We start from the raw sequence: 24,412 nt of genomic DNA on the forward strand, positions 1-24,412 counted from the left end.
TCCAGGCTACTTTCGTAGCTTTACGCGCTTCTATCTGCTGAAATACCCATTATACTAGCTTCTCGTGCATATCCTGCAGCTTTGCCCGCGCGTTCCGTACCCGCCTCATGATGGAGGCGCCATTGCTATGTACGACGTGACGGCGGGCCTAAGCCGGGCCGGACACCAGGTTACGGTGCTGGCCCTGAACACGCCCAAACACCGCCAGCCCGCCGATGTGCTCGACCACTTGGGAGCGAATGTGCGCCTAGTAACGGTAGATGTAGATACTAGCCTGTCGCCGGTGAAAGCGCTGCAAAACCTAGTGCTTGGGAATCTGCCCTATAATGTGGAGCGCTTTGTAAGCCCGACAGTGGAAGCCAAGCTAACAGAGCTGCTGCGCACTGAAACGTTTGATGTGGTGCAGATGGAGGGTAGTCTGGTGGCCTGGTACGTGCGCGTATGCAAACAGTTGGCGCCCGGTTTGCCGGTAGTGCTGCGCGCGCACAACGTAGAGTACACCATCTGGCAAATGCTGGCCGAGCGCGAGAAAACCGTGCTCAAGCGTATGTATCTGCATCATCTGGCCCGCCGCCTCAAGCGTTTCGAGAAAAACTACCTACCGCTGTTTGATGCCGTTGCTGCCATAACCGAGCCCGACCAGCGCCGCCTGCGGCTGCTGGGCTGCCAGGAGCCCGTAGTGTTTGTGCCCGCAGGCGTTGATTTGAGGCGGTTTCAGCCTGACCGCACCATAAAAGCCAAGCCGCGCACCCTGTTCATGATTGGCTCTCTAAACTGGCAGCCAAATCTGGAAGGCCTCGACTGGTTCCTCGCTGAAATATGGCCGAAAGTGCATGCCCTCTACCCAGAGCTGGAGCTGCATATTGCGGGTAAAGACACACCGGCGCATATCCTGAACCTCAAGCTGCCCGGCGTAACGGTGCACGGATTTGTGGAGTCGGCGGCGCGGTTTATGCAGGAATATGAGCTGATGCTGGTGCCGCTGCTGAGTGGGGGCGGCATGCGCATCAAAATCATTGAGGGCATGGCCCTAGGCAAGTGCGTGATTAGTACGGGCCTGGGCTCCGAGGGCATTCATGTGCGCGACAACTTCAATATTGTGCTCTGTGACGAGGCCTCGGAATGGGTAGAGCGCCTGGGCCGCTACTACCGCGGCGAGCTGGGGCACCAGCTCATCGGGGAGGAAGCGGCGCGCACCATCACGCGCCTGTACGATAACCGCCGGGTAGTGGAAAGCTTCCTCGATCTGTACACCATTCTCACGCCACCGCGCCGTGCCGCCACTAGCTGATGCGCTGCTGGCCGGCGTGCTGTGGGGTAGCCTGCTGCTGGTAGCGCACTCCTATGTGTTGTTTCCGCTGCTGCTGGCCCGCCTGGCCCGCGGCCGGCGCCAGAACCCGCATGTGTACGCCCCCGATAGCCCTGAGCTGCCCGCCGTGGATATTTTGCTGGCGGTGTACAATGAGGAGCAGGTGCTGGAGCAGAAAATCCGCTCCACCTTCGCTACCACGTACCCACTGGAAAAGCTCACTTTTTACATCGGCTCCGATAACTCTACCGACCGCACCAATGCCCTGATTGCAGACCTGGCGGCCGAGTTTTCGGGAATCAGGCTGCGGGCGTTTTCTGAGCGTACGGGTAAGCCCGGTATCATCGAGGCGCTGTCCGGGGAGTCATCGGCGCCGGTACTGGTCCTGACCGATGCCAACGTTTTCTTCCAGCCCGATACGCTATATCATTTGGTGAAGCATTTTCGCAACCCTGCTATAGGGCAGGTGGGTGGCAATATCCTCAACCTCGACCACCGAGCAGACGGTATTTCTGGCCAGGAAAAAGCCTATCTGGAGCGCGAAAACCTGATCAAGTACCAGGAAGGGGTAGTGTGGGGCGCCATGATTGGGGCCTTCGGCGGTTGCTTTGCCATTCGTCGGGCGTGCTACCAGCCGGCGCCGGCCTCCTTTATCGTCGATGACTTTTTTGTGTCGATGGCTGTGCTGCAGGATGGCTACCAAGCCATTAACGAGCTGGAAGCGGTGTGCCAAGAAGATGTGTCGGACAAGCTACCCGAGGAGTTTCGGCGCAAAGCCCGCATTTCAGCCGGCAATTTCCAGAATCTGGTGGCGTTTCGGAGGTTGCTGTGGCCGCCTTGGCGTGGGCTCAGCTTTGCCTATTGGTCGCACAAGGTGTTGCGCTGGCTCACGCCGTTGTTGCTGGTGCTCATGCTGCTCAGTAACCTAGTGCTAGTGGTGCGCGGCGCGGGTTGGCTGTATCAGGTGCTGCTGCTGGGCCAGGTAGGCGTACCACTGCTGCTGCTGCTCGATGGTACCCTGCACCGCCTAGGGGTACACTCGCGCCTGCTGCGTTTTATAACTCACTTCTATAGCATGAATGCGGCTCTGCTACTAGGGTTCTGGCGCTACCTAACTGGCGTGAAAACTACCGTGTGGGAACCTACCCAACGGTTTCAGCACAAACGGTAGCTAGTACTACATGCAAAAAGGGGAGCTCACCTGAGCTCCCCTTTTCTGTTTACATCTCAGCCAGCTTCTCTAGGTTTATTTGCTTGGCCACTGATTCCACTAGCGCTAAGTCGTTCTGTTTGTCGGCGGAGACTTTCACCAGAAAGCGCCCCCCAACGGCCAGCAGTATTTCCGCCTCCCTTTCCTTTTTGCGGTAGGTTTCCATGCCGGAGGCGCCTTTAATGCCAAGGGAAGAGGATTTGGTAATCTGGTCGTCGTCTTCGCTTTCCAGGCCCAAGCCTAACATGGCCGAGGCGCCCTGGTACATCTGGTTGGCTCCGTTGTAATCAATAAGCTCGGTTTTCACCGTTACGCTGTCTTTCGTGAAGTCGCGGCCCGCGGTGGAGAAGGCAATACCACTCATTTTCATCGACTGGCCGGTGGGGTTGGCCGCAGTAAAGCCGCTCACCTCCGTTGGCAGATATGCCTGCAGGTCTTTGTATGGCAACGACAGGGTGTCGCCGCGCTTTTCGCGTTCTTCGCGCTGGGTTTTGGCTTCATCCATGGATGTTTCTAATCTCTCGCCAGCATCTTTTAGCTTCGAGATGGCCGTGTACGATTCTTTCGCTTGTTGAGCCTGTTCGCAGGCCGTAGTCAGGAGCGAGGTGCCCAGCAGCAGAGTTGCCAGTTTTTTCATAGCAATTAGAAGAGAAAATATATGAGGGTGGAAATATATAGGGAAAACATGATTAACTCATCGGTACAGCATTTATAGTCGGTTGTGCTAGGAATCATTTCAGCCAATAAAAGACTCTTCTAACTCCGAGTTTCTCATTATTCCTGCTTATGTTGAGCCAAAGGCCCTAGTAGAGCCCCTTATCTTCCCTCTATGAAACCACTGCGCATTGCTATTCTGGGGTGCGGCAATATGGGCATGGCCTTCGCCAAGTCCTTTCTGCACTACAACCTAGTGGCCCGCCCCGATTTGTTGCTGCTGGGCCGCCACCTCGACCATTGCCAGCGCCTGGCGGCCGCGCACCCGGGCTTGCCAACCGCCGAGCTCACTCCGGCCGTGGGCACGTATGATGTGGTGATGGTGGCAGTAAAACCACAGGATTTCAGTAAGATAGCCGAAGGCTTACGCCAGGTAGTGCAGCCTGAACAGGTAGTGGTATCCATCATGGCCGGCATCCCGATTGCTAGGCTCCAGCGCGAGCTACACCACCAGCAGGTGCTGCGCGCCATGCCCAACACCCCGGCGCTGCTGGGCATGGGCATTACCGGGTTTTCGGCCGCGCCGGAGGTAGAGCGCAGCCGCCTGCACCAGGTAGAAAACTTGCTGAATGCCACCGGGCGCTCTATTTTCTTGGAAGATGAAAGCTTGCTAGACGCCGTAACGGCCGTGAGCGGCAGCGGCCCGGCGTACTTCTACTACATCGTGCAGGCCATGATGCGGGCGGGGCAGGAGCTAGGCTTCTCAGAGTCAGTGGCTAGCTTGCTGGTGAAGCAAACCATGCTCGGTGCCTATCATCTGCTGAATACCTCTGATAAATCGCCGGATGAGCTGATTGCTGCCGTTGCCTCCAAGGGCGGCACCACGGAAGCGGCCCTGCGTGAATTTACTGCCGGCGGCCTGGCCGAAACGCTAACGGTGGGTATAAAAGCGGCCCAGCACCGGGCCACAGAGTTGGCGCGGGAATAGGGGGTAGCGGCAAAAAGGGGGTGAGCAGAACAGTGAATTTGCGTTCTAGGGCTTTGCACCCGTTCACATTCGTAACTTCGCGGCACTGTTGCTGGTTGTAGCGGCAGCTTCGTGCGAGTTCCCGCCGGAACAAAATCCACGAAAACCCTTTAATCCGTTTAAATCCGCGATTCATGCTGGATTCCATAGAAGACGCCATTGCCGATATCCGCGCCGGCAAGGTAGTGGTGGTAGTGGACGACGAAGACCGTGAAAACGAAGGCGACTTTATCTGCGCTGCCCGTTGTGCCACCCCCGAAGTCATCAACTTCATGGCCACCCACGGCCGGGGCCTGGTATGTGCTCCCCTGATTGAGCAGCGCTGCGAAGAGCTGGGCCTGGAGCTGATGGTAGGCCGCAACACGGCCCTGCACGCTACTCCGTTTACCGTGAGCATTGACTTGCTGAAGAACGGCGTGACCACCGGCATTTCGGCCTCCGACCGCAGCAAGACCATTCTGGCCCTCATCGACCCCGATACCAAGCCGGAAGAACTAGGCAAGCCCGGCCATATTTTCCCGCTCAAAGCACGTAAGGAAGGCGTATTGCGCCGTGCTGGCCACACCGAAGCCGCCATTGACCTGGCCCGCCTGGCTGGGTTTGAGCCCGCCGGGGTGCTAGTAGAAATTCTGCGCGAAGACGGTGAAATGGCCCGGTTGCCCGAGCTGCGCGAGGTAGCCACGAAGTGGGGCCTCAAGCTGATTTCGGTGCAGGACCTGATTAAGTATCGCCTCGAAAAGGAAAGCCTGATCGTGCGGGAAATAACCGTGAAGCTGCCCACCGATTACGGCGACTTCGACCTGATTGCCTACACCCAGCGCAGCACTAATGCGCAGCACTTGGCTTTGGTGAAAGGCGATATTTCAGGCCCTGAGCCGGTGTTGGTACGCGTGCATAGCTCCTGCGTAACCGGCGATATTTTTGGCTCCTGCCGCTGCGACTGTGGCCCCCAGCTACACCGCGCCATGCAGCACATCGAGCGCGAAGGCCGTGGCGTGGTGGTGTACATGAACCAGGAGGGCCGCGGCATTGGCCTGCTCAACAAGCTGCGAGCCTACAAGCTGCAGGAGCAGGGCCGCGACACCGTAGAGGCTAACATCGAGCTGGGCTTCGGCATGGATGAGCGCGACTACGGCGTTGGTGCCCAGATCATCCGCGACCTGGGTATTTCCAAGATGCGTTTGCTTTCCAACAACCCCCGCAAGCGCACCGGCCTGATGGGCTATGGCCTTGAGATTGTAGAGTCAGTAGCCATTGAGGTGGAGCCAAACGCCCATAACGAGCGGTACCTGACCACCAAGCGCGACAAACTCGGCCACACCATTCTGCACAAAGACCGCTCTCCGCACCCCGATGTGGACGCCACCCTAACCGGCCTGTAGGTAGAACCACACGCCATCCCAATACTAGCCCCGACTTGCTTTATGCCAAGTCGGGGCTTTGTTATTCAGTGCAATTGTCTCTTATTACCTTTCTAAAGACAATTACTTATTAGATCAAAATATGAAAAGGGTATTGCTAGGCGTATTGCTAGGTAGTTCTTGCGTGCCAAGCATGGCACAAACGCTGAGCCGAAGCTTTGCTGGATCAGTCGTAATTCTGCACTCAGGTGATACGTTACGAGGGCCGCTCACCTACTTCCCTGAGCGTGAAACCGCTATTGTTACCTTACCTGATTTATCTCGGCGCACATTTACGCCGGCCAACATTCGTGCCTTTGTTGTAAAGGGTGAAATTGGCAACTCCCTCACTGCTAATCCTGTTCCGGATAAATATTTCTTAAAAGGCGAGTTAACCGGGCTGGCAGCGGTGTATAGCAATCCGGCAAGTCCCTTCTTACAGCAGTATCTCGAGAAAGGTACAAACCGCTTATTCTTAACGTATCAATGGCCAGCCGAGCAAATCAGAAGTCGTAAAGCCACCTTAGGTTTTTTCGAAGTGTTAACTACCGGTACTATAATGCTGCTGCAAAGAGAGCGAGAAGCGGTAAACATCAAAAAAGAAACTCAATATGGATATCAGAGCGGATTGCTAAATTATTATGGAAGCAAGCTAACCCGAAAAGACCCTGTTCTTGTTAAAACTCAAACCGTAGAAACCAGCCGATCTTTTAAGGCACAGTTCTATCTGTCAATACCCAACCTCGAGTTGGTTTATCTAGAGAATCCACGAAGAGATATTTTGGCTCACTTTCCAAACCGAGCCCAGCAACTGGATGCCTACGCTCAGCAACAAAGTTTGTCTTGGACGGTACCTTCCCAGTTGGCTCAGATAATTACCTATCTTGATACGCTAGAGGCAGCGCTCTAATCTGCTTATTTGCCTGATGTGCGCTGTTGGGAACAAGCTAGTGGTTTATGCCGTTGCAAAAGTGTATATCAACGGTATGAACTCCCGCTACTTCTCCCAGACCCACCAACGGATGCGCTTATGGCGGCGTTGGCTACCCGTGTTGCTACTACTCTCGTCGTCGGTCGTTGCCCAGGCGCAGCGCGGCGGGCAGGGCTTTACGCAGCAGTTCAACCAGGCTACGGTGCTGCTGAGCACCGGCGACACCATTGCCGGCCCGCTGGCGCTGCACACCTCCGAGGACATCCTGACCATGACCATGGCCGACAACACGGTGCGCACCTTGCCGGCCGTGAACGTGCAAAGCTTTGCAGTGCAAGGCGAGCGGTACAACCGCAGCCGGGAGCGGTTCTACTACGATGACTTTTACTCCATGCGGCAGGGCTACTACTATGGCAACCCGTTCTTTAACATGATGCCGCCGCCGCGCCGCCGTGAACTGCCCGATACGGCATTGGTGCGCGTGTTCCGGACCTACCGCTGGAACCGCGACAACGACTACAGTGACTTCCGGGCCCCCGGCTTTTTCGAGCAGCTCAGTGGTGGCCCCATTATCCTGTTGCGGCGTGAAGGGCTGATTGAGCGCCCCGTAACCTACAACGGCCCCTATGGCTACGGCGGATACGGCTATGGCGGCATGCCGGGCCGCACCGTAGGGTACTACACGGATATAAAAGACAACTTTTACCTGGGTTTGCCCAATGGCAACGTGCTAGCACTGCGCAACCCCAAAAAAGACCTGCTGGCGTACTTTCGCACCCATTCGCGCCAGATTGAGCAGTACGCCAAGCAAAACAAGCTCAGCTTTACGGAAGCTCGCGAGCTGGCGTTCCTAGTAAATTATGCCAATTCACTAGGTCAGAACAAGCCGTAAACTGCTTAAGTGGTACACTAAAAAAGGCCCTTCTTACTCGTAAGAAGGGCCTTTTTGCTATCAATGGGCCTAGTAATAGGGTAGTGCCTACAGCACGCGCAGCACCGGGTAGCGCAAATGTGAGGCCTCGTAGTGGTCCGACTGGCGGTACACCCAGTCGAGTTGGGCGGCGGCGCTGGCGGCAAAGGCGGGTTCGGCTTTCTTTTTGGCTTCCAGCTGCGCCCGCAGCTCGGGTTTTTGGCGCACCAGCTCGGCAGCTACATCTTCAAATACATAGTCAGAGAAGTATTCCTTCTGCTGCAGAATGCTGTCGAAAAAGCCCCAAGCAAAAAACGAATCGGTGGCTTGGGGTTCAAGCGTTTCGATGAGGTAGCGGGCCGCCGGCTGGGCCAGGCTAACCACGTAGTCGCCGCGCAGGAAGGGGCGGGCCTGGCGTACGGTGCGCACTTGCACCTGCGTGTGCAGGTAGTGACCTTCGTATGGGCGCGGGCCGGTTTTGTAATCCTGAATGTAGTACACCTCGCCCGTGATGGTAGTATCGCTAGGTAGCTGGCGTAGCTGAACCCCCGACAGGCGCAGGCGCTCTACTACCTCGCCCCACGCTTGCGGAATAACGTAGGCCTGCGGCCGCTGCACCGTAGTAGTCGGCCGGAACGTGTTGTAGTACGGTATGGATTTGGTGAAGGACGCTTTGCGGTCGTAGTAGAGGCGGGGCAGGCCGCTTACTTCACTAGGCTTGGTTTTGCCTGCAAACCCTCGGAACTTAAACTGCTCCGCCGCGGTGGTGTCGAGCTTCCAGCCCAAGGCAAACTGCTGCTGGGTTTGGGTTTGCTGGGCAGCGGTGGCGCGGGCTTGTGCAATAGCGGCTCCATCTTGGTGCACTGTCCTGATCAGCAAATCCAGGAAGTCATACGTCACCTTCACGCGGGGCGAGTAGGCTTTCAGCATGTGGGTTTCCGTCACAAACCCGATGGTGTTGAACAGGGTGGTGTAGCCAGTGGAGTAGCGCGGCGTTTCCAGAAAACCTACTAGGCCCCGGGCATCGGGTGTGCGGCCTTCAAAGTCGACGTAGGGCGTGAGGTACCACTTTTTCTTGTCCATGCCGCCGTACAGAGCCGGCAACAGCTTTTGCTGCATGTACTGGCTCAGGGCCGGGTGCAGCTTGTCTTTCTGCGTGGCAATGAGCGTCATGGTGTACTGGTAGTCGGCGCCGTTGGAGGTGTGCGTATCCACGTAGATATCGGGCTGCCAGCGCTGAAATAGCTGCGCAAACGCCCGAGCATTGCGCGAGTCCTGCTTGATGTAGTCGCGGTTCAGGTCGAGGTTGCGGGCGTTGCCGCGGAAGCCGTAGCTCTCAGGGCCGTTCTGGTTGGTGCGCGTGGTAGAATTGCGGTTCAAGGAGCCATCCACGTTATATATCGGGATGATGACCAGCACTACATCTTCCAACTGGCGGCGCAGCTCTTCTTTCTGTACGTAGTCGCGGGCCAGGGCCATGCTGGCATCAATGCCCTCAGGCTCGCCGGGGTGAATGCCGTTCTGGATAAACACAATGCGCCTACCCTTGCTCTGGACCGAAGCCGGCTCGAAATCACCATCCAAGGATACCACCACCTCGTGCAAGGGCCGGCCGCTGTCGGTGCTGCCTACTTCGCGAAGCTGAATTTCCGGATAAGCCGCATCTAGCTGCTGGTAGTAGCTAATGCACTCGGCGTGGGTAGTAGTGGTGTTTCCGTTACCTTTTTCAAACGGCGTACGCCAATCGGGGGCCGCCAGGGCAGGTGCCGCCAGCAGAAGGGAGGAGAGAAGAAATGAGAACATGCAGGAAAGGAATAATGACCCGCCAAGGACGCGGCGCGCGGGCAGAAGGTGGCTTGAAAAAAGCACATCCTGAGCATGTGCGCCGCAAAAAAGCGCCGACTGCTCAGGATGAAATAGCAAAGCCGGCTGTTACCGGCAGCGGTTAGTACAGGCGGCGCGGGGCCGGAAACAGCATTTGGTCGAGGCTGTAGCGGCCGGGGCCGGCAAAAGCTAGGCCCAGGAACAGGAAAGCGGCTTCCAGCGCGTGCGAGTACGCATTGAAATTGTCGCCGCTGTGCAGATGCATGATGGTGGCCATAATCATGGTGGCCAGCAGCAAACCGCAAGCAAACCGGAAAAACAGCCCTACGGCAATTAACTGCCCGCCCACGGCCTCCGCCGCGGCCGCCAGAAACCCCCAGAATGCTGGCGCGAAGTTGATGCCTACTATTTTCATGGCCCCGCCTACTTGGGTCCAGGCTTCCGGCCCGCCAATGAGCTTGGGGTAGCCATGAATGGTAAACATAATGCCGATTCCCACGCGGAGAAGCAGTAGCCCTAAATCGTGGGTTCGGTAACGGTTTTCAAACAGGGCCATAGGCGGGAGCGGGCCGGGGCATGTAGGTTCAACAATATGGATGTATCTGAATACATCCGGCGTTGCCAAAGTACAATATTTGTGGCGCAATGCAACATCCCCTCACCAGCAGCTACCGGTAAAGTAATACCCCCGTGATACGAGCCGCGGGCGGAATGTCGGCGGAGCTCATCTCCTCGGGGTGCTTGGCCGGCAACGACTTGGGGTCGACTACCCAGGCCATTTGCACCTCGCCGGACACTGCGGCAAAGCCCGCCGGCGTGTTGCGTACCTTCGTTAGGCCCAGATTCTGGCGGGCGGCCCCGAACGGCGAGCCCACACCAATGCCTTCCGCCGTGCGGTATTGCGGGTCATAGATGCGGATGCGGCGCAGGACAAAACCGTTTACAGAGTCGCCGATAAGATGCAGGATGGTGGGCGGCGCGTCGGGCTTCTGAGCGTCGCGCATCTCGTAGGCGGGCAGCGTCTGGCCTTTGTCCTGATAGGTAGTGGCGCGTAATAGCTGCGCCGGCACTACTTGCTTGATTTTGGCTTCGCGCATGCCTAGGCGCAACCGCCCGGCGCGCCCTGGGCTCAGCAGGTGCAAGGAGTCGGGGGTAGGCGCTCCGGTCGGGCTGTTGGGGAGGCTGGCGCTTTGCGTTATCGGGGAGGCGGTGGGTGCCGTTTTGCCGGCCTGCGGCACAAAAGGAGGCGTTTCGGTGCCCGCGCCTGCACCGGTGGTTTTGGTGTCGCAGCCAGTGAGCGAGCCCACCACGGTGCTAGCCATCAGGAACGTGTAAACGGGTAGAAAACGCTGTAGCATGGCCTCTATACGAAGCACAACAGGGAGTAGTTGAAAACCCGGCCGGGGGCAGCGGCGTTACCTACCTGAGCTGCGCCCGTGCTCGCCCCAATGTGGTGCTTACTTTTGCGGCGTTGTTTACTTCACTCAACTTTACTGCCTGTGTCTGCTGAAGCTTCCAAACCGCTTATTCTTATTTCCAACGACGACGGCATTACCGCTCCCGGCATTGCTACCCTGGTGCGCGTCATGCGCCGCATTGGCGAAGTAGTGGTGGTAGCACCTAACTCGCCGCAGTCGGGAATGGGGCATGCCATTACCATTGGTACTTCCCTGCGCCTCGACCCTAGTACACTCTTTGAAGGCATTGAAGCCTATGAATGCAGCGGCACCCCCGCCGACTGCGTGAAGCTGGCCAAGCACCACGTGCTTAAAGACCGCCGCCCCGATCTGGTGGTTTCTGGCATCAATCATGGCTCCAATTCCTCCGTGAATGTGCTGTATTCCGGTACCATGTCGGCGGCTATTGAGGCAGCTATTGAAGGCCTTCCCGCCATCGGCTTTTCCCTCTGCGACTACGGCCACGGCGCCGATTTTTCGCACGTAGAAGAGTGGGTGGAGCACCTCTGCCGGCAAGCATTGGCGCATGGAATTCCGGAAGGCGTGGCGCTCAACATTAACATTCCCAAGAAATCGGCGCAGCCCATAGCAGGTGCACGCTTGTGCCGCCAGGCCCGCGCCAAGTGGCAGGAAGAGTTTGACTTGCGCCATGACCCCTACAACCGGCCTTATTACTGGCTGATTGGCAACTTTGTGAACCAGGACCAGGGCCAGGATACCGATGAGTATGCGTTGTCGCAGAACTATATTTCCATTGTGCCCTGCCAGTATGATCTGACGGCGCTGTATGGCCTGCGCGAAATGAACGCCTCCTGGGACCTGAGCCCTACCAAGGCCGGCCACGCCCCAGATGCGCCACACCTGGGCAGCGCCCAACCAGGCCCCGGCGAGTCGGCAGAGGGACTAGGCTAACCAAAGCGCTAAACCGCCCCAAGGCCCGACTACACTCACTGCGTAGTCGGGCCTTTTGGTGTGAAGCCCTGCCGCATCTGGCCCTGAAAAAAGGGTAGGATTACCCGCCGGAAAGCTACCTGACCACCAGCTACTGAGGTGAGAGGCTGGCTTGAAATTAGAAAATAATGGTTCTTGCAGCTTCATCTGCCGTTTCTGCTTTGGCTTCCGGTTCTCCATTTCTCAGCATCATCATTCCTACCTACCAGGAAGCGGCGGGCATCACCGGCTTGCTCCAACAGTTGCGCAGGGAGGCAGACGATACGGTGGAACTGCTTGTGGCGGATGCTACTAGCCCCGACGGAACCGCCAACCTGGCTCGGGCTGCCGGCGCTAGGGTGGTAGAGTGTCCCAACCGGGGACGGGCAGTTCAGCTCAATCAGGGGGCTAGGGCCGCACGGGGGCAGGTGTTATATTTTCTGCACGCCGATACGGTGCCGCCGGCTGGGTTTCTGGCTCACATTCAAGCGGCGCTGGAAACAGGCGCTTGTAGCGGCTGCTTTCGATTGCGCTTTGATCATGGACATTGGTTTTTGCGCCTGAACGCATGGTTTACCCGCTTCGATGTGGATGTCATTCGGTTCGGCGACCAAAGCCTGTTCGTGAAGCGCGAGGTATTTGAACAAGCCGGCGGCTACCGCGAGGATCTGGTCGTGATGGAAGACCAGGAAATTGTGCGTCGCCTGCGCCGGGCCGGCGAGTTCCGGGTGGTGCCGCATGCCGTAACTACCTCGGCCCGCAAGTACCTAGAAAACGGCGTGTTTAGGCTGCAGGCAGTGTTTACACTTATTGCCCTGCTGCATTGGGCGGGCGTATCGCAACCCAAGCTGGTGAGCATCTACAGGCGCCTCATCCACCAAGACAAAATCTGACAGCAGGGAAGCTGCGCGCTCACAGCGTGTGCCACTAAGCCAGCAGCCTTATTTCAGTAAGGCGCTGAGTTCCGATACGGTGGCAATGCCGAGCTGCCTGGCCTGCTGGCGGCGCATCAGCAAAGCATAGGTGTTGTTGAAGCCCAGCGGGGCCAGCCACTCTAGGTGGTAGCGGCGCCGGTACTCCTGCCGCACATACCGCAGCACCGCCTCTGGGTTGGGCCCCAGGGAATCGAGGGTGGCGGGTGAGGGCTGCAACACCACCAGCAGGCCGGTGCCGGTGTATTCCGGATACATATCGATGGAGCCCGTACGCAATGCCTCCGCGCAAATTACGGTGCCGCCCAATCCGGTTTTAGCTTCTACGCCTAGCGCAGTATACCCCCGAATCAAGGCCGTGTACAATTCAATAAGTATGTACTGCTCACCAAATATCTTGGAGCCGAGCCGAATAGTGGCGCCGGTAGCGGGCTGGGGCTCGTGCCACAACCCGCGCTGCCGCAGAAAATCCTGGGCCACGGCGCGGGGCGTTTCGTGGCGAAAGTCAACCCGGTAATTTAGCTCCGTCATCACCGAGTCAGAAAGCTGCCCGGCGAGCCGGCTAAGTGCCGCTCCTAGCTCCGGGTGCTGGCTCAGCACCTGCTCCCGAATAACAGGCGCCGCCTGGTAGGGCGGGAAAGCGTGGCGGTCGTCGCGCAGTACTTGCAGGTCGTAGGCCTTGATCCGGCCATCGGTGGAGTAGCCGTCAATCAGATCAACGTCGCCGTGGCGGGCCGCTTCGTATACCAGCGCGGGGGCCAGCACCACGGAGGCGGGCTGCAACCCATAGATGCGGCGCAGGCCCGGCAGCCCATCGGAGCGCCCCACAAACTCGGGGCTGAACCCGGCCAGCAGCTTACTAGAGGCGCGGGGCAGCAGGTACAGGCCCGTGAGCAGGGGTAGAGCCACCGCTAGGGCCCGGCCGGCCCGCATCAGCTTGCGGCCCGAAAGCCGTTGGATGGCGGCCAGGCCAGCGTCAAACCCCAATGCCAGCAGCGCCGCCGGAATGGCGCCGGCCAGAATCATGGCGGAATTATTAAGGGCAATGCCGCCGAAAATAAATTCGCCTAGTCCCCCGGCGGCAATGTAAGCGGCCAGCGTAGCCACTCCCACATTGATAACCGCCGCCGTCCGGATTCCGGCCAGCAGCACCGGCAACGCAAGGGGCAATTCTACACGCCGCAACACCTGTCCGTCCGTCAGGCCCAGCCCCCGAGCTGCATCCACTACCGCCGCATCTACACCCCTGATTCCGGTGAGGGTATTGCGGATAATAGGAAGCAAAGAGTAGAGAAACAACGCCAGAATAGCGGGTCCCGGTCCGATGCCCAGGGCCGGAATCAGGAAGCCCAGCAGCGCAATGCTTGGAATAGTTTGCAGAATACCGGCTCCGCCCAGCACCCACGGCGCCAGCCGCGGCCTCCGCGAAAGCACCAGCCCGAGCGGCACGCCTACCAGCACCCCCAGCACCAAGGAGGCGGCCGTCAGGCCGATGTGCTGGAGCGTTTGCTGCCCTAGTTTATCGGCTTGGGCGTACCAGAAAGCAAGAAGCTCCGACCACATTGTCATGCTACAGAAAGGCGTTGGACGGCTCGTCCGAAGGCAGCCATCAGGGAAGAATAAGTAAGCCCAATCGAGAGGATTTGGCCGTCAGAGGAGGCTAGTCGGATTCCCAGTTGCGGCTCCGGCGGTGTACCATTTTCAGGAGGTGCTGCCGGAGCTAATGAGGAGGTTACTGAGTTAAGCAGCTCCAGTAGTGTATGAACTGATACAGTAGGTTTTACCGGTCTGTAGTCTGATAAAGAGTCTCTTATAAAAGAAACGTCAGTCCCATTTACTAGATCTGTCAATACGTCAGAGAGCCGGATGGTGTGCAGCTGCAGGGTAAGTCGCTCGGCTTCAAAGAAGCGCCGCACGAAGTTATTGGCGGGCCGGAACAGCAGTTCCCTAGGGGTGCCCAATTGCTGAACCCGTCCCGCATCGAGCAGCAGAATCTGGTCGGCTAACTCGAAGGCTTCCTGTACATCGTGGGTAACCAGCACCACGGTTTTTTGCTGAAGCTCCGGCAGCTCCCGGAACTCCCTTCGGATGCCCGTGCGGGTGATAGGATCAAGGGCCCCAAAAGGCTCATCGAGCAGCACAATGGGCGGGTCGGCGGCCAAGGCCCGGGCCAGCCCCACGCGTTGCTGCTGCCCGCCGGAAAGCTGATGCGGATACTGACCGGCAAAGCGCGCCGGTGGCAATTGCAGGCGAGTAAGAAGCTCCTCAGTGCGGGCTTCAATCTGAGCCGCATCCTGGCCCAGCAGACGAGGCACCACCCCTATGTTTTCGGCCACGGTGTAGTGTGGCAACAAACCCACTTGCTGAATGACGTAGCCCATGCCGCGCCGCAGCTCCTCGGGGCGCATGCTGCGTACGTCGTGGCCGTTCACGTGCACTGTACCGCTATCCGGCTCCACCAAGCGGTTTAGCATGCGCAGCAGGGTAGTCTTGCCGCAGCCGCTGGGGCCCAGCAACACCAGCGTTTCGCTGGCCTGGAGCTCAAACGATACCTCGTGTACCACGCGGTGGGAGCCGTATTGCTTGCTGAGGCGGCGGGCCAGAATTCGGGGAGGCGCATGGGTCATGGGGGCAAGGTAACGCCGAAGCGCTAACTTCTGCCGGCCTACGGCTAGCTTGCCATGCAGCCTCAACCCCGAACCCGTGTAACTTGCCATTCCAACCACCCCTTTGCCTGATGAAACGAATCCTGCTCTTCCTGACCGTGGCCTTCTCGGGCCTGACCTATTCTGCCGCCGCTCAGGTGTACACCACCTCTGACCCACTGGCGCATACCTACAGCATTGTGGCCCGCGACCCGCAAACCGGCGACCTGGCCGTGGCCGTACAAAGCCATTGGTTTTCAGTAGGAACCAGTGTAAGCTGGGCCGAGGCCGGGGTAGGCGCCGTGGCTACTCAGTCTTTCACCAACAAATCCTTTGGCCCTAGGGGGCTGGCCTTGCTGAAAAGCGGCAAGTCGGCGCAGCAAGCCCTCGATGAGCTGATCAGCACCGACGAGGGGCGCGACGTGCGGCAGGTGGCCATCATTGATAACCAGGGCCGCGTGGCTACGCACACCGGCAGTAAGTGCATTGATATGGCCGGGCATCAGCAGGGCAACCAGTTTTCGGTGCAGGCCAACATGATGCTTAAAAACACGGTGCCGGCTGCCATGGCCAAAGCCTATGAGCAAAACGCGAAGCTACCTTTCGCCGAGCGAGTAGTGTCGGCGCTGGATGCTGCGCAGGCGCAGGGCGGTGATATCCGGGGGCGGCAGTCGGCGGCGCTGCTTATTGTGCGGGCCAAGCCCGGCGCCGGCATCTGGGAAGACCGCCTCATTGACTTGCGGGTAGATGATGCCGCCGAGCCACTGAAGGAGCTGGCCCGCCTGCTGCGCCTGCACCGCGCCTACGAGCACATGAATGCCGGCGACCTGGCCGTGGAGAAAAACGACGTGCCGGGCGCCATCCGAGAGTATGACGCGGCCGAAAAGCTGTTCCCGCAGAACCTCGAAATGAAGTACTGGCACGCTATCAGTCTGGCCAATAAGCAGCAGGTGCCGCAGGCCATCAAGTTACTCGGTCCGGTTTTCCGCCAAGACCCCAACTGGCGCACGCTCACGGAGCGGCTTCCCAAAGTGGGCCTGCTCACGGTGTCATCGGCTGAACTGAAGCAAATTCTGGCGGCCAAATAAGCCCCACTCGTCCGTTACTTTTCGTTTTTCCCTAGCTGCGCTGGTTGTATGAACTCTGATTTTTTGGTTTGTCGTCTGAAGGTTTTGCGTCAGGTGCGGTGGTTGCTGCCGGTGCTGCTGTTGCTGGTAGGAGGTGCGTGTGCCGCCTGGCAGCAGAAGGCTAAACCCAAGGCCTATACCACCGTCTATATTGTGCGTCACGGCGAAAAAGACCTCACGCCCGGCCTGGCTGATCCGCTCCTGACAGCGGCCGGCCAGCAGCGCGCCGTGGCCCTGCAGCAGGTGCTGCGCAAGCGCCCGGTTAGTGCCGTCTTCTCTACTGAAACCTCCCGCACCCGCGGTACCGTTGAGTCCCTGGCCACGGCCCGCAAGCTCACTATTTTGCCCTACAATGCGCGCCAGCTGCCAGAACTGGCGGCCCGCATCCGGCAGGAGTATTCTGGCCAAACGGTGGTGGTGGTAGGCCATTCCAACACCATTCTGGAAACAGCCGAAGCCCTGGGTGCTACTAGGCCCGTGCCCACGGTAAAGGACAATGAGTATGATTACCTGCTGGAAGTAAAAATTCCGCGCGACGCAACCAAGCTTCCTACCGCCACGGCCCGTCGGTTCGGGGCGGCCTCGCGCTAGGCATACAGGGTGGGGCAAACCCGCCGGTTACACGCTAGTATCCGATTAGCTGTGCCGATGACGGTTTGGCGTCCGCACCACCCTAGTAAGGGTAGCCTGTTTTGTTTGCAACCCCGAAGCGCTTTTTGGTTCTATTCACCTCTATTATCAGCACTCCTCTTTCCCCTTTCTTTTATGCGTATTGCTCATTTCCGCCGGGCATTCTGGCTGGCGGCCACTTTGCTGCCCGCGGTTCCGCTGGCGGCCTCGGCCCAAACCGCTGCCTCCTCCAAAATCGACTCCGTAGTTATTCGCAAAATCTATGACGAGGCTCTGGCCCGTGGCGAAAGCTACGAGAATTTGCGCCACCTCACGGGCCGTATTGGCGCCCGCCTGAGCGGCTCGCCCCAGGCGGAGCAGGCTGTGCAGTGGGGCAAATCGGTGATGGAAAAAATGGGCCTCGATAGAGTATACCTGCAGGAAGTGATGGTGCCGCACTGGGAGCGAGGCGCCAAGGAAAAAGCACAGGCCAGAGGCTCAAAAGGCAAAGGTGTAGCCCTGAACGTGTGCGCGCTGGGCGGCTCCATTGGTACCAATGGCAAGCTGAAAGCCCAGGTAGTGGAAGTGCAGAGCATGCAAGAGCTGGCCGCGCTGCCCGCCGAAAAAGTGAAAGGCAAGCTCGTGTTCTTCAACCGCCCCATGAACCCGCTGTACATAGAAACCGGCCGGGCCTACGGCGAAGCCGGTGACCAGCGTCGCAGCGGCGCTGTGGAGGCTGCTAAGCGAGGTGCAGTAGGTGCCCTCGTGCGTAGCCTTACCCTGGCCCACGACGACTTCCCGCACACCGGCATGATGAGCTACAGCGACCAAGTAACCAAAGTGCCCGCCGCCGCCCTCAGCACCAACAGCGCCGATGAGCTAAGCCAACTACTCAAAGCCGATAACAACCTGACGGTGGAGCTGGAAATGAGCTGCCAGACGTTGCCGGAAGTGAAAAGCTACAATGTGGTGGGCGAAATCAAGGGCTCGAAATACCCCGATGAGATTATAGCCATTGGCGGCCACCTCGATTCCTGGGACTTGGGCCAAGGCGCCCACGACGACGGCACGGGCTGCACCCAGAGCATGGAAGTATTGCGCTTGCTGAAAGCCTCGGGCCTGCGGCCGGAGCGCACCATTCGGGCCGTACTGTTTATGAACGAAGAAAACGGCGTGCGCGGCGGCAACAAATACGCTGAGCTGGCTAAAGCCGCCGGCGAAAAGCATTTGGCTGCCATTGAATCGGATGGGGGAGGCTTCACGCCCCGCGGCTTTAACATTGAGGCCGACCCCGCCACCGTGCGCAAAGTGCAGCAGTGGCAGCCGCTGCTCCAGCCTTACGGCAGCACCGAATTCGGCCCCGGCCACGCGGGCACCGATATCGGCCCGTTGAAGGGGCAAGCCAAAGCCCTCATTGGCTTTGAGTGTGACTCGCAGCGATACTTCGATATTCACCACACCGCCGCCGATACTTTTGACAAAGTGAACCGCCGCGAGCTGGAACTAGGCGGCGCGAGCATGGCCGCCTTGGTGTATCTGCTCAGCAAGTACGGTCTCTAAACCTCCCAACGGCCGCATAGCCTGTTTGCAACTAACGCGCGAATCGGGCAGTATACAGAAAGAGCTCCGTTTTACTGAACGTCTTGGCGCAAGCCAGCAGACTCAGTAAAACGGAGCTCTTTCTGTATACTATCACCAAATGGGCCCCCGATGCCCCGGCAGTATGGAGCTGTATCTGGTAGCGTTGCTAGCCCCCGAACCCATCAAAAGCGAGGTTTGGGAACTGAAGCAGGAGGTGCAGCGGCGTACCGGCAGCCGCAATGCTACGCGGTTGCCTCCGCATATTACCCTAGTGCCACCCTTGCGCCAACCGCCCGAGTTTGAGGCGCAGGCCGCAGCCGCCTTACGCACCTTTGCTGCCACGCAGGCCGCCTGCCCGCTTCATCTGCATGATTTCGCTTGGTTTCAGAACCGTACCCTGTACGTGCGGGTAATAGAGCAGGAGCCATTGCAGCAGCTGCACGCGGCGCTTTACCGGTGGTGCGCGGTGCATCTGCCCACGGTGCCTAAAGAAACTCGCCCATTCGTACCCCACATGACCCTGGCCACCCGCGACTTGCCGCCCAACATGGTTCCGGAGCTGCGTCAAGATTTTGCAAGCCGCACGTACCGAGCCAGCGCGGAGCTGCGTGAACTGGTGCTGTACCGGCACGATGGCCGGGTGTGGCAGGAGCGTGAACTTGTGCGTTTAGGCGAGCCAACGCCACCTGCCTAGGTGCTCCTGTTGCTTTACCCCATGCAGAGTACTAGGAGCTTTTCTACCGGAAACCGCGCACTAAAAAGCCTGGCGCTCCTTGCGGGGTGCCAGGCTTTTTTAATACAACTGAACGCAGAATTACTCAGCGCTTACGTTTTTCTTTGGGCGGCCTGGGCGCTTGCCGGTGGCGCTCACGGCGCGGGGCTTACGCTCTTTCTTTTCAATCCGATAGCCGGGCTCTAGCATCGCATTCAGCTCCGTAATCATCTCAGTAACTTTTACTACTTGCTTCCGAATTTGAGTTAGAACTGCATCATTCTCCTCGGCATTCGCCAGAATTTGTTGCAGCTTATTTAGGTCAGCAGTTGCCATGATTTAGTATTTTAATTTATTAGTAAATGAAATTCTGGTCAAAGATGCAGGAATATTTCAGTACACCAAGCAGTAATGCTTGTTGATAGAAAATTATTTGTTTTCTATCTAGTTTTCGTAAACTACTTAGGTACCCAATACTGATTTTATTTCCAACAACTATGTATTTTTTATTTCTGGTACGAAGTAATGCCATATTTGTTGAAGAATAAATGAAAATAAGTACAACAAAATGAATTAAGGTAAGAACCCGCCTATGATATGCAGTGATAATACCTGTTAATAACGGCTTTAATTAAAGGATTTATCGAGAGGTTTACTAATTGCCAATCAGCATATTATAATGCTGCACAAAACAAGAGCGGCCTTCTGAAAACCAGAAAGCCGCTCGTTTTGCTACCAAATAAGAATCAGATCAGTTCTGTTCCAAAATTTGGAAAAGTTCATCCAATTTTGGGGTCAGAATAATTTCTGTGCGGCGATTCAGCGCTTTATTGGTTTGCGAATCGTTTTGTGCAACCGGAACATATTCAGCCCGGCCGGAAGGCGTTACCTGGGAAGCTGGCAACCCACCCTGCGTCAGAATACGCGTGATTTCAGTGGCTCGCAACACGCTCAGGTCCCAGTTGTCGCGCATGCCGGCGGTGCCTTTCGCAATGGGCACATTATCAGTATGGCCCTCTACCAGCACATTTACATCTTGGTTGCCTTTAAGCGCGGTAGCTAATTTGCTAAGCGCTTCCTGGCCCTTGGGATCTACTTTCGTCGAGCCAGATTTAAATAGCAATTGCTCGGAAAGCGATACATACACTTTTCCGTTTTTTACATTAACCTGCAGGTCCTGTGCATTAAATCCTAGAAGTGCATCGCCCACTTTTTTACGCAGCGCTTTTACTGCGGCATCTTTCTGGTCGAGGATGCGCTGCATATCGGCAATGCGCTGTTCTTTGCCGCGCAAATCAGCCGATAGTTGCGAGTTCTCCTGCTGCGCTCCGCTCAGACTGGCATTTAATTGACTTACCTGCTGGTTTTTGGTAAGCAAACTGGTGCGCAGTGTTTCTTCGTTGCGCGCCTTTTCCTCTTGCAAAGCATTTTTTTCGGCCTGCAGTTGGTCCCGGGAGCGGGAAGTATCCGTCAGTTGAGTTTGCAAGGCTGTGTACTTTTTCTGCGATACGCACCCCGTGGTACTTAGCAAAAAACTTACACCGCACACCGAAGCAAGTACGGGCGAAAATCGAAAATATTTCATGTGAAAAATAGTAAGCAAAAGGTAAAGTACCCGTACAACGAAGCCCATCCGTTGCGAGTTACGGTACTAGCTGGCAAACCCGCATAGGCAGAAACAAGCAGCCAGGTAATCGGCAGTTTCTTGTACCTTCGATACGCAAGATTTTTCTTTTTATAGCTCGGTCGGGTTTGCGTTTGATTTTTACATTACTGGTCGTGGCACTAGGCTACGGCGGGCTCGGAAGCGGTGACGCGGTGGCAGGTACTAGCCCCGCAGAGCCGCCAAGCCGATACTGGGTTACCTTCCGGGATAAAGCGGGCCAGCAGTTGCAGCCGGCAACCTACTTCAGCGCCCCAGCCCAGGCCCGGCGCCGGCGTCAGCACCTGCCCGCCTCTGATAGCACCGACTTTCCGGTGCGCCCCGACTACGTCGCCCGCGTGCAGGCCCTGTCGGATACCATTACTTTGGTTAGCCGGTGGTTTAACGCTGTTTCCTGCCGGGCCACACCTGCTCAGGCAGCTGCTTTGCGGCTGGTGCCCGGCATCCGGAGCGTGACGGCTTGGCCGCAAGCAGACCTAGTGATGGCGGCGCGGCCCCGCTCTTCATCTGATAAAATCAAGCCGCTGACTGCGTCCGACCGTTCGTTGGCCCGGCGGCAAACGGCCAGCTTAGGCGCTAGCTCGTTTCAACAGGCTGGCCTGGATGGGCGCGGGCTGCGCATTGCCATTTTCGATGTGGGTTTTACTGGCACCGACCGCCACGCTGCTTTTGCGCACTTGCGGCAGCGCAATGCCATTGTCGCTACCTATGATTTTCTGCACTACCGGCCAGATGTGTACCGCGGTGGAAGCCACGGCACCGAGGTTCTGTCCTGCATAGCGGGTCGCCTGCCTGATAGTACCCACTTGGGCCTGGCCACCGGAGCCGAGTTTCTGCTGGCCCGTACTGAGCAGATGTACCGGGAAAAGTACGCCGAGGAAGAAGCCTGGCTAGCCGCTGCCGAGTGGGCCGACCGCAACGGCGCCGACATCATCAACTCCTCCTTGGGCTACACCGCCCGGCGCTATTTTCCGGAGCAGATGAATGGGCACACCAGCTTGGTGGCGCGGGCCGCTGAGCTGGCCGTGCGCAAAGGCATGCTGGTGGTAAATGCGGCCGGCAACGATGGGGAAGACCCGCAGTGGCGCATTGTGGGCACGCCTGCTGATGGCGACTCTGTGCTGGCCGTGGGCGGGGTTGATCCGGATACCTATCTGCACCTCGATTTCAGTAGCTACGGGCCTGCTTCCGGCAAGCGACTAAAGCCCAACGTGGCCGCGTTTGGGATAGTAATAGCGGCTACACCCGGCGGCGGTTACGAGCGCACCGAAGGGACCTCATTTGCCAGTCCGTTAGTGGCGGGTTTTGCGGCCTGTGCCTGGCAGCAGCAGCGCGAGCTTACGGCCATGCAGCTATTCGAGAAGCTTCAGAAATCGGCGCGGCTTTATCCGTATTATGACTACGCCCACGGCTACGGTATACCACGCGCTTCCTTTTTTACTACGCCGCTGGCTGCCGCGCCGGTTTCCTTTGATATGGTGAAGCAGGATACAATGCTGGCTGTTATCATTCGGCCAGAGGCGGCGCACATACCGGCCCGCACGCTGCCTTTAGTTGCTGATTCAACTCAGGCTACCAAAGCCCTCAGAGCGGTGGCTGCCGTAGGGCAGGAGCCGACCCGGCCCGTCATCGCCCTGCAACCCGAGGCTGAAACCAGCACTTCCCCCACACAGTATCTGTACTGGCAGTTACTTGACAAAAACGGAGTGCTGCGTCAGTATGAGGTGCTGGAGGTGCAGCAGCGCGCGGTGTTGCAGGTCCCGTTGCGCCGCTTGCTTCCGGGCTACGCCGTTCGGGTGCATTACCGCGGGTACACGCATACTTATTTAGCCCCATGAGGCAGTCTTTTATACCCTCGGCGCTGCTGCTAGCCCTGGTAGCGGCTGCAACCCCCTCGGCCCAAGCCCAGCGGGTGGTGCTCCGCGAAGTTCCGGCTACCGATTCCGCACAAGTGAAGTACGGGCCTAACCGCGCCTTTTTCCGGCATGTATATGTAGGCTATACCCCCGTGGTGGGCAGGGCCAGCGGCCCCGGCGCCGATTTGCACTACCTGCAGTCGGCGGAGTTTGTGCTGGGGGTGCGCCACAAGTACCGGCTAACCCGGGGGCTGGCTGCGGGCTTTGATCTGCGCCTGGCCCGGCTAGGGTATCATTTGCAGCAAACCGATACGAAACTGCTGCCAACACCCGCACAACATCATTCCGAGTCGTTGAACTTTACGCAGCTGCACCTGGAGCCGTACGTGCGCTTTGGCTACGGCCGGCGCGGCAACGTAATCGGGCACTACCTCGACCTGAGCGCGTGGGGCGGCTATGCCCTGGGCGCGTCGCATCACTATGAAGACCGGCCCGGCACCGGCGGGGGTAAGCGCACCATCGTAACGGAGAAAAGCCTCGACTACGTGCGCCGCTGGCCGTATGGGCTGGGCGCGCGCCTTGGTGCCGGCCGCTACGCCGCCACTGCCCGCTACCGGCTTTCTGATACTTTTACCTCTGGTGCCAATCCAACTTTCCCGGAGCTGCCCCGGTGGCTGGTGGGGTTTGAGCTAGGCCTGTTCTAACGCCAAAGCATTCTCCATTAACACTACGTAGTATTTTGCCTTTGCCATAGCTGCCGTGGGCAGGGCGCGAAGGCTTGGTATTCAGGTTTAATTTCCTTTATTACTGCACAACCTGCAGCGCGTTTTTGCGGTACACGACATCACTACCGCATTTTGGTAGGAAATCACCGGAATAAGATGCCTTACTCCGGGGCGTCGGTAGGTTTTGTATTTTGCCGAACTCAATTGATGATGGCTGACTCCTCTTACATGAAAAAGTTTTTACTCCCCGCCTTCGGGGCTTGTTTCCTACTTCAGCTTTCGGGCTGTATTACCACCGAGCGCGAGGTAGGAACCTCCAAAAATTCGGACCGCGTGTTTACGCCTACCCCTGAAGCCAACCGTGGCCGCGTAACCTCGCGCACAGTACTGCGGACGGTGAATGCTACCCGTAACTTCTCCAATACCAAGTCAAAAGACAACTTTGTGTTGCAGCTGCGCGGTACCAAAATAGCAACTTCGCAGGCCTATTTCATGATCATCAGTAGCGCCGGCGACACGCTGCGCAAAGAGATTATTCCGGCTACCGCACTTATTAATGAGCGCGACCTGCAGGACCCACAGACGGCTACCGTGCGGGATAAGGAAATTGCCATTCTGCAGGGTATGAACAGTTTCTTCCGCGAAGACCGGTTTGTGCAGCCCGCCGTGCCCCGTTCGGCTACCCAGCCTGAGAATGTCGATGCGGAGTCTTGGAACTCAGTGCGCGAAGACAACCGCGCCGTGGGCTTCGACTACACTTCCACTGATGGGCGGGAGCGGCGGTTGGCCTATTCTAAGAAGCTAGGCCGGGCCGTAGTAATTGCGGAATAAGCCTTCCGTTTCAAGCCATCTTATAAAGAAAGAGCCGACTACTATGTAGCAGTCGGCTCTTTTTCTATTTCCAAAGAGT

General features: G+C 57.8%; 23 protein-coding genes. 15 read left to right on the top strand and 8 right to left on the bottom strand.

The features are described from left to right. Positions 1 to 64: 64 nt before the first annotated feature. Entirely contained in the window at positions 65 to 1,291 is a 1,227-nt protein-coding gene (locus tag ACYVGU_RS05820) for a glycosyltransferase family 4 protein (protein ID WP_460621276.1), read from the top strand. Next, on the top strand, positions 1,275 to 2,480 hold the full coding sequence (locus ACYVGU_RS05825; protein ID WP_460621277.1) for a glycosyltransferase family protein: 1,206 nt from the start codon (positions 1,275 to 1,277) through the stop codon (positions 2,478 to 2,480). Before ACYVGU_RS05820 ends, ACYVGU_RS05825 begins: the two co-directional genes overlap by 17 nt. Before the next feature lie 49 nt (positions 2,481 to 2,529). Here ACYVGU_RS05825 and ACYVGU_RS05830 read toward each other — a convergent pair whose 3' ends face one another. Next, positions 2,530 to 3,156, bottom strand: a complete 627-nt coding sequence (locus ACYVGU_RS05830) for a hypothetical protein (RefSeq protein ID WP_460621278.1) — start codon at positions 3,154 to 3,156, stop codon at positions 2,530 to 2,532. Between the two features lie 201 nt (positions 3,157 to 3,357). Here ACYVGU_RS05830 and proC point away from each other — a divergent pair, with 201 nt between their 5' ends. The 4 genes from proC (at position 3,358) to ACYVGU_RS05850 (ending at position 7,423) form a co-directional block, all read left to right on the top strand. After that, positions 3,358 to 4,161 (top strand): pyrroline-5-carboxylate reductase, encoded by an 804-nt coding sequence (proC, locus tag ACYVGU_RS05835; RefSeq protein ID WP_460621996.1) that lies wholly within the window; start codon positions 3,358 to 3,360, stop codon positions 4,159 to 4,161. 173 nt (positions 4,162 to 4,334) lie between these two features. Continuing rightward, positions 4,335 to 5,582 carry a bifunctional 3,4-dihydroxy-2-butanone-4-phosphate synthase/GTP cyclohydrolase II gene (locus ACYVGU_RS05840; protein ID WP_460611986.1) on the top strand — a complete coding sequence of 416 codons (1,248 nt, stop codon included), beginning with the start codon at positions 4,335 to 4,337 and terminating at the stop codon, positions 5,580 to 5,582. A 172-nt stretch (positions 5,583 to 5,754) separates the two neighbouring features. Then, the gene (locus ACYVGU_RS05845) at positions 5,755 to 6,510 is read left to right on the top strand and encodes a hypothetical protein (protein ID WP_460621279.1); all 756 of its coding nucleotides are present in this window, start codon (positions 5,755 to 5,757) and stop codon (positions 6,508 to 6,510) included. A gap of 76 nt (positions 6,511 to 6,586) precedes the next feature. Further along, positions 6,587 to 7,423 (top strand): hypothetical protein, encoded by an 837-nt coding sequence (locus tag ACYVGU_RS05850; RefSeq protein WP_460621280.1) that lies wholly within the window; start codon positions 6,587 to 6,589, stop codon positions 7,421 to 7,423. A gap of 87 nt (positions 7,424 to 7,510) precedes the next feature. Here the strand turns inward: ACYVGU_RS05850 and ACYVGU_RS05855 are convergent, their stop codons facing one another. From ACYVGU_RS05855 to ACYVGU_RS05865, 3 genes are all read right to left on the bottom strand, one after another. Next, positions 7,511 to 9,244, bottom strand: coding sequence for a M14 family metallopeptidase (locus ACYVGU_RS05855; protein WP_460621281.1), 1,734 nt, complete (start codon positions 9,242 to 9,244; stop codon positions 7,511 to 7,513). A gap of 142 nt (positions 9,245 to 9,386) precedes the next feature. Then, positions 9,387 to 9,821 (bottom strand): DoxX family protein, encoded by a 435-nt coding sequence (locus ACYVGU_RS05860; RefSeq protein WP_460611982.1) that lies wholly within the window; start codon positions 9,819 to 9,821, stop codon positions 9,387 to 9,389. A gap of 112 nt (positions 9,822 to 9,933) precedes the next feature. Beyond that, the gene (locus ACYVGU_RS05865; protein WP_460621282.1) at positions 9,934 to 10,623 is read right to left on the bottom strand and encodes a hypothetical protein; all 690 of its coding nucleotides are present in this window, start codon (positions 10,621 to 10,623) and stop codon (positions 9,934 to 9,936) included. A gap of 135 nt (positions 10,624 to 10,758) precedes the next feature. Here ACYVGU_RS05865 and surE point away from each other — a divergent pair, with 135 nt between their 5' ends. Both surE and ACYVGU_RS05875 read left to right on the top strand, forming a co-directional pair. Beyond that, entirely contained in the window at positions 10,759 to 11,634 is an 876-nt protein-coding gene (gene surE / locus ACYVGU_RS05870; RefSeq protein WP_460621997.1) for a 5'/3'-nucleotidase SurE, read from the top strand. Between the two features lie 200 nt (positions 11,635 to 11,834). Further along, the gene (locus ACYVGU_RS05875) at positions 11,835 to 12,545 is read left to right on the top strand and encodes a TIGR04283 family arsenosugar biosynthesis glycosyltransferase (RefSeq protein ID WP_460621283.1); all 711 of its coding nucleotides are present in this window, start codon (positions 11,835 to 11,837) and stop codon (positions 12,543 to 12,545) included. 48 nt (positions 12,546 to 12,593) lie between these two features. On the opposite strand, the gene ACYVGU_RS05880 is transcribed toward ACYVGU_RS05875, so the two are convergent. Both ACYVGU_RS05880 and ACYVGU_RS05885 read right to left on the bottom strand, forming a co-directional pair. Next, on the bottom strand, positions 12,594 to 14,153 hold the full coding sequence (locus ACYVGU_RS05880; RefSeq protein ID WP_460621284.1) for an ABC transporter permease/substrate-binding protein: 1,560 nt from the start codon (positions 14,151 to 14,153) through the stop codon (positions 12,594 to 12,596). After that, positions 14,150 to 15,211, bottom strand: a complete 1,062-nt coding sequence (locus ACYVGU_RS05885) for an ABC transporter ATP-binding protein (RefSeq protein WP_460621285.1) — start codon at positions 15,209 to 15,211, stop codon at positions 14,150 to 14,152. The genes ACYVGU_RS05880 and ACYVGU_RS05885 overlap by 4 nt, the downstream gene beginning before the upstream one ends. Before the next feature lie 110 nt (positions 15,212 to 15,321). Here ACYVGU_RS05885 and ACYVGU_RS05890 point away from each other — a divergent pair, with 110 nt between their 5' ends. From ACYVGU_RS05890 to ACYVGU_RS05905, 4 genes are all read left to right on the top strand, one after another. After that, positions 15,322 to 16,317, top strand: a complete 996-nt coding sequence (locus ACYVGU_RS05890) for a DUF1028 domain-containing protein (protein WP_460621286.1) — start codon at positions 15,322 to 15,324, stop codon at positions 16,315 to 16,317. A 48-nt stretch (positions 16,318 to 16,365) separates the two neighbouring features. Continuing rightward, positions 16,366 to 16,947: a histidine phosphatase family protein gene (locus ACYVGU_RS05895; protein WP_460621287.1), complete on the top strand. Its 582-nt coding sequence runs from the start codon at positions 16,366 to 16,368 to the stop codon at positions 16,945 to 16,947. Between the two features lie 174 nt (positions 16,948 to 17,121). Next, the gene (locus ACYVGU_RS05900) at positions 17,122 to 18,525 is read left to right on the top strand and encodes a zinc-binding metallopeptidase family protein (RefSeq protein ID WP_460621288.1); all 1,404 of its coding nucleotides are present in this window, start codon (positions 17,122 to 17,124) and stop codon (positions 18,523 to 18,525) included. A 163-nt stretch (positions 18,526 to 18,688) separates the two neighbouring features. After that, positions 18,689 to 19,240 (top strand): 2'-5' RNA ligase family protein, encoded by a 552-nt coding sequence (locus ACYVGU_RS05905; RefSeq protein WP_460621289.1) that lies wholly within the window; start codon positions 18,689 to 18,691, stop codon positions 19,238 to 19,240. A 120-nt stretch (positions 19,241 to 19,360) separates the two neighbouring features. Here ACYVGU_RS05905 and ACYVGU_RS05910 read toward each other — a convergent pair whose 3' ends face one another. Both ACYVGU_RS05910 and ACYVGU_RS05915 read right to left on the bottom strand, forming a co-directional pair. Beyond that, positions 19,361 to 19,594 (bottom strand): hypothetical protein, encoded by a 234-nt coding sequence (locus ACYVGU_RS05910; protein ID WP_460611973.1) that lies wholly within the window; start codon positions 19,592 to 19,594, stop codon positions 19,361 to 19,363. A 415-nt stretch (positions 19,595 to 20,009) separates the two neighbouring features. After that, positions 20,010 to 20,843, bottom strand: coding sequence for an OmpA family protein (locus ACYVGU_RS05915; RefSeq protein WP_460621290.1), 834 nt, complete (start codon positions 20,841 to 20,843; stop codon positions 20,010 to 20,012). A 173-nt stretch (positions 20,844 to 21,016) separates the two neighbouring features. Here ACYVGU_RS05915 and ACYVGU_RS05920 point away from each other — a divergent pair, with 173 nt between their 5' ends. From ACYVGU_RS05920 to ACYVGU_RS05930, 3 genes are all read left to right on the top strand, one after another. Continuing rightward, positions 21,017 to 22,759 carry a S8 family serine peptidase gene (locus tag ACYVGU_RS05920; protein WP_460621291.1) on the top strand — a complete coding sequence of 581 codons (1,743 nt, stop codon included), beginning with the start codon at positions 21,017 to 21,019 and terminating at the stop codon, positions 22,757 to 22,759. After that, entirely contained in the window at positions 22,756 to 23,481 is a 726-nt protein-coding gene (locus tag ACYVGU_RS05925) for a hypothetical protein (RefSeq protein ID WP_460621292.1), read from the top strand. Before ACYVGU_RS05920 ends, ACYVGU_RS05925 begins: the two co-directional genes overlap by 4 nt. A gap of 249 nt (positions 23,482 to 23,730) precedes the next feature. Beyond that, positions 23,731 to 24,333 (top strand): hypothetical protein, encoded by a 603-nt coding sequence (locus tag ACYVGU_RS05930; RefSeq protein ID WP_460621293.1) that lies wholly within the window; start codon positions 23,731 to 23,733, stop codon positions 24,331 to 24,333. The last annotated feature ends 79 nt before the right edge of the window (positions 24,334 to 24,412 follow it).

It is taken from the genome of Hymenobacter tenuis (assembly GCF_054780495.1).

Bases quoted from the DNA above. Each gene is read 5' to 3' on its own strand.
- ACYVGU_RS05830 (WP_460621278.1), bottom strand. From the start codon at position 3,156: ATGAAAAAACTGGCAACTCTGCTGCTGGGCACCTCGCTCCTGACTACG.
- ACYVGU_RS05840 (WP_460611986.1), top strand. From the start codon at position 4,335: ATGCTGGATTCCATAGAAGACGCCATTGCCGATATCCGCGCCGGCAAG.
- ACYVGU_RS05845 (WP_460621279.1), top strand. From the start codon at position 5,755: ATGGCACAAACGCTGAGCCGAAGCTTTGCTGGATCAGTCGTAATTCTG.
- ACYVGU_RS05850 (WP_460621280.1), top strand. From the start codon at position 6,587: ATGAACTCCCGCTACTTCTCCCAGACCCACCAACGGATGCGCTTATGG.
- ACYVGU_RS05855 (WP_460621281.1), bottom strand. From the start codon at position 9,244: ATGTTCTCATTTCTTCTCTCCTCCCTTCTGCTGGCGGCACCTGCCCTG.
- ACYVGU_RS05860 (WP_460611982.1), bottom strand. From the start codon at position 9,821: ATGGCCCTGTTTGAAAACCGTTACCGAACCCACGATTTAGGGCTACTG.
- ACYVGU_RS05865 (WP_460621282.1), bottom strand. From the start codon at position 10,623: ATGCTACAGCGTTTTCTACCCGTTTACACGTTCCTGATGGCTAGCACC.
- ACYVGU_RS05880 (WP_460621284.1), bottom strand. From the start codon at position 14,153: ATGACAATGTGGTCGGAGCTTCTTGCTTTCTGGTACGCCCAAGCCGAT.
- ACYVGU_RS05885 (WP_460621285.1), bottom strand. From the start codon at position 15,211: ATGACCCATGCGCCTCCCCGAATTCTGGCCCGCCGCCTCAGCAAGCAA.
- ACYVGU_RS05890 (WP_460621286.1), top strand. From the start codon at position 15,322: ATGAAACGAATCCTGCTCTTCCTGACCGTGGCCTTCTCGGGCCTGACC.
- ACYVGU_RS05895 (WP_460621287.1), top strand. From the start codon at position 16,366: ATGAACTCTGATTTTTTGGTTTGTCGTCTGAAGGTTTTGCGTCAGGTG.
- ACYVGU_RS05900 (WP_460621288.1), top strand. From the start codon at position 17,122: ATGCGTATTGCTCATTTCCGCCGGGCATTCTGGCTGGCGGCCACTTTG.
- ACYVGU_RS05905 (WP_460621289.1), top strand. From the start codon at position 18,689: ATGGAGCTGTATCTGGTAGCGTTGCTAGCCCCCGAACCCATCAAAAGC.
- ACYVGU_RS05910 (WP_460611973.1), bottom strand. From the start codon at position 19,594: ATGGCAACTGCTGACCTAAATAAGCTGCAACAAATTCTGGCGAATGCC.
- ACYVGU_RS05915 (WP_460621290.1), bottom strand. From the start codon at position 20,843: ATGAAATATTTTCGATTTTCGCCCGTACTTGCTTCGGTGTGCGGTGTA.
- ACYVGU_RS05925 (WP_460621292.1), top strand. From the start codon at position 22,756: ATGAGGCAGTCTTTTATACCCTCGGCGCTGCTGCTAGCCCTGGTAGCG.
- ACYVGU_RS05930 (WP_460621293.1), top strand. From the start codon at position 23,731: ATGAAAAAGTTTTTACTCCCCGCCTTCGGGGCTTGTTTCCTACTTCAG.